This is a genomic window from Halomonas cupida (genome assembly GCF_900142755.1).
Lineage (GTDB): Bacteria > Pseudomonadota > Gammaproteobacteria > Pseudomonadales > Halomonadaceae > Halomonas > Halomonas cupida.
Genome location: NZ_FRCA01000004.1, coordinates 355,712 through 370,606, shown reverse-complemented (window position 1 = coordinate 370,606; position 14,895 = coordinate 355,712). Strand labels below are relative to the sequence as shown.

13 protein-coding genes are annotated in these 14,895 nt (G+C 58.4%); 5 read left to right on the top strand and 8 right to left on the bottom strand.

The window, feature by feature from the left end; translation table 11 throughout:
- Positions 1 to 112 precede the first annotated feature (112 nt).
- The gene (locus tag BUE38_RS10080) at positions 113 to 943 is read right to left on the bottom strand and encodes a phosphogluconate dehydrogenase C-terminal domain-containing protein (protein ID WP_073435042.1); all 831 of its coding nucleotides are present in this window, start codon (positions 941 to 943) and stop codon (positions 113 to 115) included.
- 280 nt (positions 944 to 1,223) lie between these two features.
- On the opposite strand from BUE38_RS10080, the gene nanR reads away from it, so the two are divergent.
- The 3 genes from nanR (at position 1,224) to BUE38_RS10065 (ending at position 4,294) form a co-directional block, all read left to right on the top strand.
- Positions 1,224 to 1,931, top strand: a complete 708-nt coding sequence (nanR, locus tag BUE38_RS10075; protein WP_143166271.1) for a transcriptional regulator NanR — start codon at positions 1,224 to 1,226, stop codon at positions 1,929 to 1,931.
- Between the two features lie 61 nt (positions 1,932 to 1,992).
- Positions 1,993 to 2,763, top strand: a complete 771-nt coding sequence (locus tag BUE38_RS10070; protein WP_073435040.1) for a trimeric intracellular cation channel family protein — start codon at positions 1,993 to 1,995, stop codon at positions 2,761 to 2,763.
- 346 nt (positions 2,764 to 3,109) lie between these two features.
- Positions 3,110 to 4,294 carry a DUF3541 domain-containing protein gene (locus BUE38_RS10065; protein WP_159438875.1) on the top strand — a complete coding sequence of 395 codons (1,185 nt, stop codon included), beginning with the start codon at positions 3,110 to 3,112 and terminating at the stop codon, positions 4,292 to 4,294.
- Here BUE38_RS10065 and BUE38_RS10060 read toward each other — a convergent pair.
- The 5 genes from BUE38_RS10060 to nhaD all read right to left on the bottom strand — a co-directional run bounded on the left by BUE38_RS10060 (position 4,257) and on the right by nhaD (position 11,566).
- A complete protein-coding gene (locus BUE38_RS10060; protein WP_084541856.1) occupies positions 4,257 to 5,042 on the bottom strand; it encodes a PEP-CTERM/exosortase system-associated acyltransferase in 786 nt (261 codons plus the stop codon). The genes BUE38_RS10065 and BUE38_RS10060 overlap by 38 nt on opposite strands.
- Before the next feature lie 252 nt (positions 5,043 to 5,294).
- Complete coding sequence (locus BUE38_RS10055) at positions 5,295 to 8,120, bottom strand: bifunctional diguanylate cyclase/phosphodiesterase (protein WP_073435037.1); 2,826 nt, start codon at positions 8,118 to 8,120, stop codon at positions 5,295 to 5,297.
- Positions 8,120 to 9,328, bottom strand: coding sequence for a hypothetical protein (locus tag BUE38_RS10050; protein WP_234986878.1), 1,209 nt, complete (start codon positions 9,326 to 9,328; stop codon positions 8,120 to 8,122). The genes BUE38_RS10055 and BUE38_RS10050 overlap by 1 nt, the downstream gene beginning before the upstream one ends.
- Complete coding sequence (locus BUE38_RS10045) at positions 9,297 to 9,755, bottom strand: substrate-binding domain-containing protein (protein WP_234986877.1); 459 nt, start codon at positions 9,753 to 9,755, stop codon at positions 9,297 to 9,299. The genes BUE38_RS10050 and BUE38_RS10045 overlap by 32 nt, the downstream gene beginning before the upstream one ends.
- 329 nt (positions 9,756 to 10,084) lie before the next feature.
- Complete coding sequence (nhaD, locus tag BUE38_RS10040; RefSeq protein ID WP_073435036.1) at positions 10,085 to 11,566, bottom strand: sodium:proton antiporter NhaD; 1,482 nt, start codon at positions 11,564 to 11,566, stop codon at positions 10,085 to 10,087.
- Positions 11,567 to 11,830: 264 nt separating this feature from the next.
- On the opposite strand from nhaD, the gene BUE38_RS10035 reads away from it, so the two are divergent.
- A complete protein-coding gene (locus tag BUE38_RS10035; protein WP_073435035.1) occupies positions 11,831 to 12,541 on the top strand; it encodes a DUF3581 family protein in 711 nt (236 codons plus the stop codon).
- Here the strand turns inward: BUE38_RS10035 and BUE38_RS22515 are convergent.
- Complete coding sequence (locus tag BUE38_RS22515) at positions 12,498 to 12,866, bottom strand: hypothetical protein (RefSeq protein WP_143166270.1); 369 nt, start codon at positions 12,864 to 12,866, stop codon at positions 12,498 to 12,500. The two genes, BUE38_RS10035 and BUE38_RS22515, sit on opposite strands and share 44 nt — an antisense overlap.
- A 25-nt stretch (positions 12,867 to 12,891) precedes the next feature.
- Positions 12,892 to 14,055 (bottom strand): chromate efflux transporter, encoded by a 1,164-nt coding sequence (gene chrA / locus BUE38_RS10030; protein WP_234986875.1) that lies wholly within the window; start codon positions 14,053 to 14,055, stop codon positions 12,892 to 12,894.
- A 302-nt stretch (positions 14,056 to 14,357) separates the two neighbouring features.
- On the opposite strand from chrA, the gene BUE38_RS22935 reads away from it, so the two are divergent.
- On the top strand, positions 14,358 to 14,714 hold the full coding sequence (locus BUE38_RS22935; RefSeq protein WP_073435033.1) for a DUF427 domain-containing protein: 357 nt from the start codon (positions 14,358 to 14,360) through the stop codon (positions 14,712 to 14,714).
- The last annotated feature ends 181 nt before the right edge of the window (positions 14,715 to 14,895 follow it).

Below are 14,895 nucleotides of genomic sequence, written 5' to 3'. Positions count from 1 at the left end.
TGTGCCTCCCCGGCAGTCTGTCTGACTTGACGCTGATCTACTGCGAAACCCGTATTGCTCGTGACGATCGGTCAAATCCGGCAGGCTGCATGCAGTCATCACCGAAGTTTTCTCAGGTAATCCGACGGATACTCTCGGCGATTTCGTCAGGTTCGAAGACGCGCTTCCAGTCATCGCGCATCAGCATCGGTTTGCCGTTCTCGATGGCCTTGTTGCAGGCATCGGAAAAGGCGCCGGGCTGCTCGTCGAAGATCACCGCACCGAGAATATTGAGGTGGCCGAGCAGGAAATCGCGGGCGCACTCCTGGCTGACGCCACGCTCCACCACTTCATCCATGGCTTCACGCATTACCGCCAGCAATGTGGCGCAGACGGTTTCCGACAGACCCGGCTCAAGCAATGCCATCTGCTCGACACTGACCCGGTGGGTGCGGCCCACCGGAGCATAGATGGCACGGGCAATATCTTCCCCGAGATCGAAATGATGGGGGGCGCCCTGCATCAGTGAACTGACCACATGCTGGGTGGCATGGCTGCCACCGAAACGATCGAGCAGGGCTTCGACATTGGGCTCGGTGTTGAAGATCGAGGGATGACAGGGATGGGTGACGAAATAGACCAGATCCTCGCGTGGCGGCAGATGGCCGGCGAAGGGAGCGGCGGCATCGAGGCAGATGACCATGGTGCCGGAGGCAATATGTGGCGAAAGGTCATGGGAGATACGCTGGATCAGTGTATCCGGGACGGCGAGGATCACCACGTCGGCGTCCCGGACTGCCTGTTCGGTACTGTCCACGCAGGTGATCCCCAACTCCTCACTGAGCCGTTGACGGCCGGCCTCGCTGACTTCGACGTGGCGCACCTGGTAGTCGGTGTTCTGCAGGTTGCGGGACAGGCGAGTGCCCATCTTGCCGCCCGCACCAATCAAGGCAATGGTGGTCATGGGGCGAGTCCTCTGGTTGTTGTGTTTGAGCTGGCTGTGTTTGAGATGACTGTGTTTGAGATTGTTGTGTTTGGAGAAGTCATGAACGAAGCAACTGGTATAATGACATGACAAGTTGACGAAAGAGTCAATTACAACCTTGGTCGTGCTGGCTTCAGTGGTCTGGGGTTCTGCGGCATGATGGAGGCATCACAAGGGGTTCCTCCGTTTCTTCCGTTGTCACCGGTCATCGAAATGACTGAGCCATGCGGCGGATGCCGGTATTTATCATGGATAAATGATGAACGACTCATTGAAGATTCCCCGCCGCAAACTGGCGGATGAAGTGTTTGACCGGCTCTACCGGCAACTGCTGAACGGTGATTATCGCCCGGGTGATGTGTTGCCCTCCGAGCGTGAGTTGATGGAGTCGTTTGGCGTCGGCCGCCCAGCGATCCGCGAAGCCATGCAGGCGCTGGAGCGCCTGGGGCTGGTGGCAATTCATCATGGTCAACGTCCGCGGGTGGTGGCGCCCAGCGCCGAGGGCATGCTGGCACAGATCGAGTTGACCGCCATGCATATGCTGTCGACCGAACCTGCTTCTCTGGAGCATCTCAAGGAGGCGCGTGCCTTCTTCGAGCTGGGCATGGTGGCCAGAGCCGCCCGCAACATCGAGGACAAGGGAATCGCTCGCCTCGAAGACCTGGTTGAACAGCAGCGCCGTGCACTCAACAGCGATATCGAGGCCTTCATCGCCGCGGATATGGCCTTTCATGTCACTATCGCAGAGACCACGGCCAATCCGATCTTCATTGCCGTGAGTCGGGCGATGCTCGACTGGTTGGCCAGGTTTCATACGTCACTGCTGCACTGGAAGGGCAACGAGAGTATTACGCTGGAAGAGCACCAGCGCATACTTGTCGCCCTGGCTGACGGTGATGAAGCGGCTGCGGTACGCGAGATGGATCTGCACCTGACGCGTGCCCGAACGCTTTATCTTCCCAGTTGACGATGCTGGTGAGACCCGGCTGACGTCGGTATTGTCTTTGAATCCGAGAGGGGAATGTGCAATGGACAGTGCTATCGTCTACTGGCTTGACCTGGCGGGCACCATGGTTTTCGCGCTCTCCGGTGTGCTATTGGCCTGCCGTTCCCGAATGGATCCCATCGGCATGCTGGTGCTCGCAGCAGCCACGGCCGTGGGCGGAGGCACCATGCGCGACCTGGTGCTGGGCGTACAACCGGTATTCTGGGTCACGGATACCACCTATCTGTGGGTGGTGCTGGCCACGGTGGGCGCCTCGCTGATCGGCTATCGCTATATCCACCGACTCAATCGTGTCTTCCTGCCGGTGGCCGATGCCTTCGGGTTGGCGCTGTTCGTGGTGATCGGTGCCAACAAGGCCCTGTTGCTGGGTTTCAGTGGCGTTGTTGCCGTGCTGATGGGGCTGTTCACCGGTGTCGCCGGCGGCATGATTCGCGATGTACTGGCGCGTCGCGTTCCGCTGGTTCTACGTAGCGAGATCTATGCCACCGCAGCTATCGCCGGAGGTGTGGTCTACGTCGTCTGTGAGGTACTCGGGGTAGCTCATCTGGGGCTGGTGCTGTCGCTGGCGACCACGCTCGGTCTGAGACTTGCCGCGATTCGCTGGAAGGTGTCACTTCCTGTCTTTGTCTGGGCGATGATCGATCCGGATGTCAGTACGCGGCAGGCCGCCGACGCTGACTTTACCGCTTCAGTGCACACTGATCAGCCTCCTGGTAAACCCGTCCGGCGCAAGATGCGTGTGCGAATGGTGCATCATCGCAAGGCCCGGACATTATGGGCCGAGGATGAATAATGAGCTACGAGCTACGAGCTACGAGCTACGAGCTACGAGCTACGAGCTACGAGCTACGAGCTACGAGCTACGAGTATGCTGCGCTCGAGTTCCTACCACGAATCTCCAATGGTACTGGCTAGCCCTGTATCGGCAGGGGGCCTGCGGTGCTTTGCTCGCAGCTCGCCACTCACGGCTCGTAGCTTCGGTTTAGTGACAAGTCCGCTTTGCCTTTCCGGTGTCCTGGCAGCGTCAAGGAGACTGGATTGTCGTACTCTTCAGGAAGGATATGTGCGCTCGTTCAGCGTACGGCACGACAACAATGGCGGGCGATATGATACCAGTGATGCGGCGGGAGGTGAGGCACTTGCTCTGGAAGGCGGCGATGGTTTCGCTGCTGGTGGTTGGTTGGCCCGGGGGGCAGGTTCTCGCCGATAGCGCTGTGCGGGTCGATGGCGCCGTACAGGCCAATAGTGCTGTACAGATCAATGATGTTGGACAGGCTGGTGGCGAGCTGTCCACCAATGAATCAACCGCTCGGAATGACGTCTATCAGCAGGCAGCGACCGAGATACAGGCTATCTACGAAGCGCAGTTCGAGGCGCTGTCCGATGACAAACAGCGTCATTTTGCGCAACGCATCTGGCGGTTGACCGGTGATCCTGAATACCTGGCACTCAATGAGGCCTATGGCGAACGTCTGCTGGGTGAGCTGGCCGAATATGATGATATTGTCAGTTCACCCGAGAAGCTGAGCGAGCGTAACCGGGAAATGCTCGAGTCTTATCCTGTGCGGACGACCAAGCAACGCCGTCGGCAAGTCATGTTCAGCGAACGGTCCGAGATGATGGTGCCGAAACATCTACTGTTTCGCCTTGCTCAGGCCAACTATCACGACCTGCTGGGCGAACTTCCTCCCGAGCGCCTGGCGCGACTCGAGGCAGCGGTGATGGCGGTAGACTGGAAGGACTTTCTGACCGATCCGGAAGTGCTTTCGGTGTATGGCGCCCAGGTGGCCAATAATGTCGCCTTCCTCAATCAGTTGGGGCTGGTGGACCTGCGTAGCGATGTGGTGCAGGCCTTCCAGCAGCTGTATCCGAGCGAGCGCATCGACACACTATCACGTGCGGAGTACTACAACTGGTTATATGGGATGACACATATCGTGATTGCCTATAGCCACTATTATCAGCGATTGGTCCCGGAGAAGCAGGTGGCATGGATCATCGAAGCATTGGTCCGACAGGAAGACAAGCTGCTTGATTCGGTCAAGGAAGACATCCTTGCCGAAGTCGCGTTGTCTCTGCAATTGACTGGTCGCGAGGACCTGCCACTGGTGGATGCCATCCGCAACCACCTACTGGAGTCACGAGATGCCGACGCTGGTATCATCCCGGCCGCTGATGGTAGCCTGGACCTCGAGGATGGTGAGCATCGCAACGTGTTGGCCATCATGGTGCTGGGCTGGGAGGGCCAGCTGTTTCCTGGTCCGGATCTCAGTCAATCGGTGCCCGTCAGTCAGTTTGAGACCGAAGAAATGGCAACCCCTTGAGCTGTGTAGCCAGTTGGGATTCGACATGCTGATAAAGCCCCTTTAGATCATCGGCCATGTCCTGTGCTGCCTGCTGGTTATCGATATAGAAGGTGCCTCGGGTTCCGCAGTAATCGATCATCCTGCTGACACGCTGGAAGTGAAACCCGGATAGAGACAGTAGCCGGGGGAGGGTGGCTTCCATCAAGGCATAGATATGGCGGCGTTCGCTGAGGGTGACCAGTGCATGAGCGCAGAGAAACAGGCCAATGACAATCAGCGAGAAACTACGACGTTGATCACGGCTGAACTGGCGCACGGGTAGATCACACCCTTCCAGGTTGAGTGCTGGCGCGGTGCGTGAGCGGAAATGTCGCGAGATAGCCAACCTCGATATCTCGCATATCTGATTGCTCGGCAAGCTCAATGGATGAAGCTCCGGTACCGTGAAAAGATGGCCAGTACTGGATATCAATGGCAGGCAGTTCTCGGCTCCATCCAGCGGAAAAACCAGGCGAACATAGCCTGCCGTCAGCCCCGTCTCACGGTGCTCAACCAGGCAATGTATGGCGTGATCATCGAAGGAATCTCGCTCCAGAGCGATGCGTTTGTCTATGCCAAGGTCATAATTGAGCTCACGAAGAAATACTTCGTAACGCAATTCATGGGCGCGTTTCAGCTGGTCATCAGTGCGCGCGATGACAATGCGAAAGTCATCGATGAACCTGGCCAGCAACACCCGCTTCCGGGATAGGGTGTCGGTGCACATGGGTTATACAACCCAGGTCAGTGCAGTAGGTCCTGCTCGGGTGGCCAGGCGCCGAGTCCGAGGTGCATGATTCAGCATGCTGGAGAGGCAATGCCGAGAATGATAGGCAGCATCTGCGACCAGTATGAACATCGATAAACCTTCCCTGAGCGTTGTTATTACCTCGTCCACTGTGACATCGAATTGCAAATTCTTTGTGACAGAGCGAAATTTATTGTATCTGGAATACTATCAGGCAAAGTGGCCGTGATGTTAAGACCTGACCGGGTCAAAGCCGAAAATTTCCTTCATCAGAACCGGTCGGCCCAGATGATAACCCTGCCCATATTCGATGCCGTAGGAGGCGAGTAGTGGAATCAATGCCTCCTGGTCGACGAATTCGGCAATTGCCTGTTTGCCGAAACCTGCGGCAATGTCGGCCACTGCCTTGACGATGACGCGACTGTCCGGGCTGATCGAGAGACTGCGGATAAAGGAGCCATCGATCTTGATGTAGTCCACCGGGAGTTGACCTAGATAGTGGAAACTACTGAAACCGACACCAAAGTCATCCAGCGCCGTGCGGCAGCCAATCTCACGCATGCTCTCCAGGACACCGCGCGCGGTGGAGAAGTCGGTGACGGCAGCCGTCTCGGTAACTTCGAGGATCAGGTTGTGGGGATCGGCACCGTTCTCGAGCAATTGTGTGGAGAGATACTGCTTGAGTTCCTCATCATGCAACGACTGCCCGGAGAGATTGACGGCCAGGCTGATACCCTCGAGGCGAGCCAGAGCCTGGACGCAGTAGTGCAGTACCCAGCGGTCGATGGCAACGATCTGGCCGCTCTGTTCGGCCACGGGAATGAACTGTGATGGCATGACGATATTCTGTTCATCATCCCGCATACGCAGCAGTACTTCATAGTGGCGAATACTGCGATCCTCGAGGCGCACAATGGGCTGGACCATCAGCTCGAAGCTGTCACCCTCTAGCGCGCTGCGAATACGCTCTACCCAGTAGACTCGCTCGTTGAGCTCATCGCGTGCGTTCTGCAGCGTGGACAGAAGATGCCAGCGTTGCACATTGCTGGCCTTGGCCTTGTACATTGCCACGTCGGCGCTGGCCATCAGGTCCGCGGGTGTCGCGCCATGAACAGGAAATTGGACGATACCGATACTTGCAGAGACACGGTGCCGGCGTCCTTCGGCAACAAACCCGAGACTGTCCAGCAATTGATTGATGTGCTGTGCCATGCGGATCGCCTGTTCGCAGTCGACACCGACCAGCAGCAGGGCGAACTCGTCTCCACCAAGGCGGGCGATGATGCTGCGGTGAGAGAATTCCTGTTGCAGCAGGCGAGCCACGCTATGCAGCATACGGTCACCGGCATGATGTCCACTGAGTTCATTGACCTCCTTGAATTGATCGAGGTCCAGCAACATGGCGATCCCCTGGTCGCCACGCACCAATGCCTTGTTGAGTGAGTCCTGGAAGAAGCGCCGATTATAGAGCTCGGTGAGGGGGTCGCGTTCGGCCAGCCAGGTCAGTCGTGCCTCGGCTGCCTTGCGTTCCGTGATGTCCAGGCCGACGGAAAGGCGTGCCTGGCAGGTCGAATCGGAAGGAGTCTGTGGACTGTGATACCAGACGATGGTGCGTGTCGAGCCATCGGGCGTGATCAGCAGACGTTCCTCTGGGCTCTCGATGCCCTCCCGATCCAGCAGGAGGTTGTCCCCGGCTTCGAAGATGTCGTCGAAGAGACGGCCGATCAGTGCCTTTTCGGAACAGCCGAGCTGTGTCTCGAGGTAGGCATTGACCATATCGATACGACCCTCGCTGTCCTGGGTGACGATGAACACCTGGGCGGTATCGATCAGATTGCTGATGAAGTCGCGCTCTCTGGCCAGCTCATCGACACGCTCCGCGAGTTCGTCGCTGCGTTGTTTGACCTCCTGCTGGAGGACATCGAGCTGATCGGCGAGAGCCAGGGTGGTGCCCTCGAGCACGTCGATTTCATCACTCATACGTTGAGAGCGTGGGGACAGCACCTCTCGCACCTTGTCGTAGCCGCCGGTGGCCAATGGCGGCAGCACGCCAGCAATACGCCGCAGTCGGGACATCGGGCGTAACAGGATTGCCAGCAGCAACAACTCGGCAGCCAGCCAGCCAAACAGACTGGCCAGCATCTGGGTGCGTGTATCAAGACGAATGGCGTTGATCTGGTCAGTGATGTCCGACATCAGCACGAAATAGGCATCATGGCTGCTGTCGCCTGAAGTCATGACCGGGGTCGCCGAGAATTCCATTTCGTGTTGACCCAGGGTCAGTCTCAGCGGGGCTGACGCCAGTTCCTGGAGGCTCGTCATGGCGGCTGCCTTGTGCAGCATCGGCAGGCTGACCTGCTGGTTGGTAATAGCCAGTAGACTGGCTTGCCAATTCCGGAGGTAGCGCTCCCCTTCATTGAGGTTGCCCTTTGCCACCAGAGCAACTTCACTGGTCGAGATGTCTCGGGCCTGGCGGGTAACGTCAGCCAGCGAACGCGACAGCATGACGATACCGGCGCTCTGGCCGTCGACCAGTACCGGCACCAGTGCGTACTGACGGCAGGAATGACCGCAGTGTAACGACAGCAGTGGACGCTCCTGGAGTGTCACGCGCTGAATCCAGTCGGCGACAACAGCGGCATGGTTCTGCTGCTCGGTACCCAGCGATAGTCTCAGGTTGCCGCTGGTGTTGTAGACCTTGACCTCATCGATGCCAGCCTCGAGTTGCATGGATGGCCACTGTGACTCCAGCGCCCGAGATATCCGGGAGGCGTCACCAGAGGCCAGTGCAGGCCCCAACTCTGGCGATGAGGCGACCAGACTGGCCAACTGACGCAGGCCCTCCTCGGCACTCAACAGGGCAAAGCTCAATTCACGCTGCTGGTGCTCGACCTGCTCCTGACGTACGTCGTTGAACTGGCGCGTCAGGTTGACATAGGACAGCCAGGTGAAGAGTACGGCGGTGACAACCAACAGCAGGCTTGAAAGCAGCACCACTCGCCAGGTCAGGCTGAGTCGTGGGCGCGAGTAGGCGGAGTGAGTCGGCCCTGTAGCCATCAGAACCTCAACGACATCTGAAATAGCCACATGTCCCAGCGTCTCGAGGCGTCATCTGGGTCCGGGTTGTCTTCCGCCGGCAACCACCCGGTCCCGTCGACGTGATGGTATTCCCCGGCGAACATCAGGTTGGGGTGGGGTTGCCACTGCAGCCCCACCGTCAGGTCGTCGGCGAACTGTGAATGGGCGGGACCTCGTCCCGACGCCTCGTACTTGCTGCCATCACGATCGTCGCGGTCGTTGACCAGGCTGTCATAGCGAACCATCCATTGCCAGTCGTCAAGGAATCGCCGAGTGTACTGAACGTACCAGCTCTCGCCCCGGTTCTGCTCATCGGCAAAGGCATCAAAGCCACGCAGTTCGACATCGCGCAGGGCATATTCGGCCGTCAGGCTCCAGTATTCGGCATTGTACTGGGCCGAGAGAATCCAGGGCTGAAAGGCCAACTCGCCATCGCCCGGTACTTGACCGGGTGAGTCGTAGTCGGCATGGACCGACGCTGTGCTCAGGGCGAACACCATCCGGCCGCCGTCATGTTCATAGCGGATCTGGCCGATGGCCGAGGTATCCGCCTCGAATCCTCCCGGAAAGCTATCGAGACCTATGGCATATTCGACATCATCATCGACCTGAGCCCTGCCTACGCCGAATTGGGTGCGCAGCAGGCCGTTGTCGAGCCGTTCCTCGTAATAGACGGATGCCCCATCTGCAGCCAGAGCCAGTGAACGGGTGCGGTCAAAGTAGATGGACTGTGGCAGCAGGATACTCGGGCGGGTGAAGGCAACGTCACGGGTCTGGTTATAGAAACCGAAGGGGTTCTTGAAACGCCCGAACTGGGCGCCAATGGTGCGATCCTGCTGGTTGACCATCTGCCAGTCGACGACACCGTAGTCGAGTCTTGGATCGCCGTCATCGCCTTCGCCGGCACGGCGACTGAGTACCTGAGCCGCGACCAGCAGGTTCTCGGTAGGTCGAATGGAGGCATTCAGACCCAGCTCGGTAAAGTCCCAACTGCCGTTGCCATCGCTACTGGTACCGAAGAAATTGTTCTCGTCGGTAACAATATAGGCCTGACTGAGAAAGCCGTGGACCTGAAGCGTATCCAACATGGTACTGTCCGCCAGGGCAGGTGGTGTACCTGCCAGGCAGGCCAGCGCCAGGCTGCGTCCAGCGAGCCTATTCCCTGGTGATGACTTGGACGCGTTCATCCAGATACTCCCTTGCGATATAGCCGATGGAGCCCGCGGTGGAGGCAATGGCCTCCAGCATCTCCTGCTGGGTGCGTATTCGATGTGGAGCCTGCCCGGTACCCGAGAAAACCATGCGGTCCCAGGCCAGTTGCAACTGGTGAGGAAAGACCGCAAGGCGCTCCTTTGCAAAAGCCGCATGTACGTCAGCATCATTGGGCAGAACGAACACATGGACGGCCTGTCCATCGGGCCAGGTTCGCTGGCGCATGGCAAAAATAGCGCGCAGGGAATCACGATCCAACTGCGTGATGGAAACATCACGGTTGGCGATGACGACAATATCCTCCGCACCTGTGTCCTGTGCAGCCGCTGGCTGATGCCCCGACCAATACAGCACGGTAATCAGGCAAAATGACAGCATAATCCTGGTGACCAGGTGGCGCATCAACGGGCGTCCTCTGCTGGGCTGCAACCACGATGTCGAAATGGCTCGATGTTGGCCATGTGCGATATTGGAATGGTCATGTTGGCATCGGTCTCCAGCTGACCCTGAGTCTCTCGAAACGCACCTGCAGTGACGCACACTCAGTGCGGCATGTGCACGCCAGACGAACGCCGATCAGCGGTCTGATATGTCACCGATTATCGCCCTCGTAGTCTAGCTTATCCTAAGGCGATGCTTTTGTGAGGAAAAGAGATAACACTGTGAATTAACGCAGCCAATGGCAGCGCAGAGGCTGCCATTGGTTTGTCGGAAGGAGAGAACAATCTAGTTCAGGACGTCGCGAAGCTGGCCTGATTGATCCACAGGTGGGCGATGACGCTGGCGGTATAACCCAGTGCAATCACCGGCGCCCAACGCAGGTGGCCGAGAAAGGTGTAGTAGCCGCGTGCCTGGCCCATGAGCGCGACGCCAGCGGCGGAGCCGATAGACAGTAGACTGCCGCCCACACCAGCGGTCAGAGTGATCAATAACCAATGGCCATGTGACATTTCCGGTTCCATGGTCAGTACGGCAAACATTACCGGAATATTGTCAACGACGGCGGAGATGACTCCCAGCGCAATATTGGCCCAGGTGGCATCCCATTGGGTGTACATGAGGTCTGACAGCAGGCCCAGGTAACCCATGAAACCGAGACCACCAACGCACATCACCACGCCATAGAAGAACAGCAGGGTGTCCCACTCGGCACGTGCGACACGATTGAACACATCAAAGGGCACCACACTGCCGAGTTGCTCCAGGCGCTTCCAGTCACCTCGTTGGGTATAGTTGGTGCGCTTGCGGTCGAGTGAGCGAGGCAAGCTCTTGCGCAGATAGAAGCCGAAGAATTGCAGGTAGCCCAATCCGGTCATCATGCCCAGCACCGGAGGTAGGTGCAGCAGTGTGTGGCAAGCCACGGCAGTTGCCACTGTCAGCAGGAACAGCACGATAATGCGGCGTGCTCCGCGCTTGAGTTCGATGTCTTCCTCGAGACTGTCGGGGACTCGGTTGCGAATGGCCAGACTCATGGCCAGTGCTGGTACGAGGAAGTTGATCAGGGACGGGACAAACAGGTGCAGGAACTCCTGGAACTCAATCAGGCCAGCCTGCCACACCATCAGCGTGGTGATGTCACCGAACGGACTGAAGGCTCCGCCCGCGTTGGCGGCGACGACAATATTGATGCAGGCGAGGTTGATGAAACGCTTGTCGCCTTCGGCCACCTTGGTGATCACTGCACACATCAGCAGGGCAGTGGTCAGGTTATCGGCAATCGGTGAAATGACGAACGCCAGACAGCCGGTCATCCAGAACAGGGTGCGGTAGCTGAAGCCCTTGCGCACCATCCACGAGCGCAGGGCGTCGAAGACTCGCCGTTCGTCCATGGCATTGATGTAGGTCATTGCCACCAGCAGGAACAGCATCAGTTCCGAGAATTCCAGCAGTGTGGCATGGAAGGCATGTTCCGCATCGTCGGGCAAGCCGGACTGAACGTAGACCCAACCGATCAGCCCCCAGATGATGCCGGCGGCCACCAGCACAGGTTTGGACTTGCGCATATGCAGCTTTTCTTCGGCCATGACCAGGGCGTAGGCCAGTACGAAGACAGCAACCGCGATGAAGCCGACGGTGGAGTTGGTCAGGTTCAGCTCGCCTGTCACAGCATGGATGTTGGTACTGGCCAACATGGTGATCAGGGCAATGATCAGAAGTATCAGCCAGCGTCGCCGATGATGTATCCGGGGCGTCGTATTATTGGTTGTCAGCATGACGTCCGAGTCCTGAAGGAAAGTGAATGGAAGGGGGGGAAATCGAATTCGAGCCTACCACAGCGTATTGCGCTGCAATATGCTGATTGAGGTCTGTTTGATATCGTCTTTGGTAGGGGGAGCGTTGCAACGGACGCGATTGATTCGATGAAATTGGCCTTGTGATGATACCTGCCTGCTCAAGGAACACTTTTCTGTGGCATTATCTGTCCCCGGGGTTGCCGTGAGGTTCCCTCGCCATTGATCCAGCCAGGCGCTAGCTACATGCTTCTTGATGAATTCCATACCTGTGTCGATGACCGCGTGTTGATATCCGCCGACCAGGCAAGCCGCTTTGCCAAGGGCATCGCCGGTGACTTCAACCCCATTCATACTCCGGGAGCGCGGCGTTTCTGCGTTCCGGGGGATCTGCTCTTTGCCTTGACGCTTGAGCGTTTCGGCCTGTCACAGCACATGAGCTTCAGATTTCTCGCCATGGTGGGAGCTGATCGTCCGCTGACCTTCGCCGAGCACGAGGATGGTGTGGTGCGGGTACAGGATGATGATGGAAAGTGTTATCTGGAAGTTGAGCGCAAGGGAGATGTCACTCACGACAGCTCGGTTGTTGAAGGCTTTACGCGTTGCTATGTGGCTTTCTCCGGCAAGAATTTCCCCCATTACCTCAAGCCGCTGATGCAGCAGCAGGGGGTCATGTTCAACCCGCGTCGCCCGCTGGTCATCTATGACAGCATGGGTTTCTCGCTGGACCGCCTGGATGCGGTGGCGCCGAGTCTCTCACTGTCCAACTCGGAATTGACCGTGGTTGGCAAGAGAGGCGATGTGGCGCTGGAGTTTGCCATTTCCGGAGAAGGGCAGCCGATCGGTGTCGGCGCCAAGAAATTGGTGGTCAGTGGCCTCTGTGCCTATGACGATGCTGCCATGGACGATATCGTCAGTGAATTCTATCGTCTGAGAGCCGAGCACGCGGGCGCCTGAAGACCTGCTGATGACTATTGACATGGCAATCAAATAGCTCATCCCGATCGATTTGATTTTCGCCCACACCACACTGGCGCAGATGCGCGGATCTGCTGGTGTGGTGCGGTCTCGCGTCGGCCTGATGGCCGCCGGCGGCACCTCCCTGTGCCGCCATTAACCCAACATGAAAGCATGCCGGGTTAATAACATGGCAATCAAATAGCGCATCCTGATCGATTTGATTTTCGCCCATACCACACTGGCGCAGATGCGCGGATCTGCTGGTGTGATGCGGTCTCGCGTCGGCCTGATGGCCGACGGCGGCACGTCCCTGTGGCGCCATCAACCCAACATGAAAGCATGCCGGGTTAATATTGGTGAATCAGGCCCCTGATCAGGCCGATAGCAATGCCTGCCAGTACGATGAGCCAGGCGGGCTGGCGCCAGACCACCAGCAGGACGAAGCCGGCCGCGACCAGCGCAAAGTCCTCCGCGGAACCGACGGCCGAGCGCCATACCGGATCGTAGAAGGCCACGGCCAGCAGCCCTACCACCGCTGCATTGGCGCCGCGCATGGCAGCCAGCAGATGACTCAGGTGTCGTAGTTGCTGCCACCAGGGCAACAGCCCGATGACCAGCAATGCTCCAGGCAGGAAGATCGCAACCAGCATCAGCAGGGCCATGGCGACTCCGCCGCCTTCAGCAACCATCCCCAGCCAGGCGGCGAAGGTGAACAAGGGGCCGGGGACTGCCTGAGCCGCGCCGTAGCCTGCCAGAAAGTCCTGCTCCGACACCCAGCCGGGTGTGACCGTTGCGGTTTCCAGCAACGGCAGCACCACGTGCCCACCACCGAAGACCAGAGCACCACTTCTATAGGCGGCATCTGCCAGCCCCAACCAGTTGGCACTCCAGGCCTGATGCAGTAGTGGCAGACCCGCGAGCAGAATGGCGAAGAGTGCCAGAGCGGCCCTTGAGGTATGGCGAGAGATTCGAATGTCCAGGTCTGGACTATCCTGCTGGGCATCAGTCGACCGGCACCACAGAAGACCGCCTATGGCGCCCGCAGCAATGGCAGCGAGATGCCCGAAGGTGCCATTGATCAGGACCGTGAGAATCACCGCGACTGTTGCCAGGGTCGCACGTCTGGCATCTGGACACAGGTTGCGTGCCATCCCCAACAGCGCCTGAGCCACGATGACCACCGCGACCAGCTTCAGGGTATGGACCAGGGCCGTGACGAGGGGCCCCTCCAGGCTGGAGGCGCCGGCGGCCACTACCATCAACAGCAGGGCCGAGGGTAGGGTGAAGGCCAGCCAGGCCGCGAAGGCGCCTGCCAGTCCCCCTCTGATCAGGCCAATCGCCAGCCCGACCTGACTGCTTGCTGGACCAGGCAGAAACTGGCATAGCGCGACCAGCTCGGCGTAACTGGCATCATCCAGCCACTGACGTCGAGTGACAAAGGCGTGGCGGAAATAACCGAGATGAGCCACCGGGCCGCCAAAGGACGTCAGCCCCAGACCCAGGAAGGTCATGAATATTTCCGCTACGGAGGACCGTGTAGTGTGCATCTGCCGCTCTGTTTTCGTCATGTTTCCGTCATATCCTGGTGTGGTGGTATGACACTGTCATGTCATTGCGGTCTCGGAGGTGTCATCTGGACGCGTGCGTCAGGGGATGCAAGAGGCAACAAGTATCGCCCATGCACATATCTGGCGAATCAGGTCGTCATCTTTCTGCCACAATGAATAAAGCTGGACTGATGAGCGGGCGTCGAAAGCGAAAGGCTGACCCCGGAAATACGGAAATACGGAAATACGGAAGCAGGGGCCGAAGTATGGAGGTTTCAGGGACAGGGCGCATTGCCATCTATCCGCTGACAACGCGGGTACGCATCGATATCGATGGCGTTGTCGTTGCCGATACGCTGCATGCGCAGGAGTTACTGGAAAGTGGCTATCCTCCGCGGCTGTATGTGCCACGTGCCGATGCCAGTATGCAATACCTGATACCCAGCGACACCCACACCCACTGCCCCTTCAAGGGGGACGCCAGCTACTTCCATATTCAGATAGGTGAGACCCGCTACGAAGATGCGGTGTGGAGCTATGAACATCCGCTGGATGGCGTGACAGCCATCCGCGGATGTCTGCTTTTCGATCCTCGTTTCAGCGAGGCCAATGTCGAATCCTGATGTCTCGGCTACGAGCTACGAGCTACGAGCTACGAGCACGCTACGCTCGAGTTTGAACCCCGAACCCCGAACCCCGAACCCCGAACCCCGAGGAAAGGCACGTAACCATCAAGTTGGCACTGGGCAGCTCGCCACTCGTTGCTTGCGGCCCGAAGCTGAATCTATCCGGTTGGCACTGGGC

Coding starts and splice junctions, on each gene's coding strand:
- chrA (WP_234986875.1), bottom strand. CDS start 14,055: ATGACCTTCCTGGGTCTGGGGCTGACGTCCTTTGGCGGCCCGGTGGCT.
- BUE38_RS22515 (WP_143166270.1), bottom strand. CDS start 12,866: ATGGCGCCACAGGGACGTGCCGCCGTCGGCCATCAGGCCGACGCGAGA.
- BUE38_RS10050 (WP_234986878.1), bottom strand. CDS start 9,328: ATGAACGCGTCCAAGTCATCACCAGGGAATAGGCTCGCTGGACGCAGC.
- nhaD (WP_073435036.1), bottom strand. CDS start 11,566: ATGCTGACAACCAATAATACGACGCCCCGGATACATCATCGGCGACGC.
- BUE38_RS22935 (WP_073435033.1), top strand. CDS start 14,358: ATGGAGGTTTCAGGGACAGGGCGCATTGCCATCTATCCGCTGACAACG.
- BUE38_RS10035 (WP_073435035.1), top strand. CDS start 11,831: ATGCTTCTTGATGAATTCCATACCTGTGTCGATGACCGCGTGTTGATA.
- BUE38_RS10080 (WP_073435042.1), bottom strand. CDS start 943: ATGACCACCATTGCCTTGATTGGTGCGGGCGGCAAGATGGGCACTCGC.
- BUE38_RS10055 (WP_073435037.1), bottom strand. CDS start 8,120: ATGGCTACAGGGCCGACTCACTCCGCCTACTCGCGCCCACGACTCAGC.
- BUE38_RS10060 (WP_084541856.1), bottom strand. CDS start 5,042: ATGTGCACCGACACCCTATCCCGGAAGCGGGTGTTGCTGGCCAGGTTC.
- nanR (WP_143166271.1), top strand. CDS start 1,224: ATGAACGACTCATTGAAGATTCCCCGCCGCAAACTGGCGGATGAAGTG.
- BUE38_RS10045 (WP_234986877.1), bottom strand. CDS start 9,755: ATGCGCCACCTGGTCACCAGGATTATGCTGTCATTTTGCCTGATTACC.
- BUE38_RS10070 (WP_073435040.1), top strand. CDS start 1,993: ATGGACAGTGCTATCGTCTACTGGCTTGACCTGGCGGGCACCATGGTT.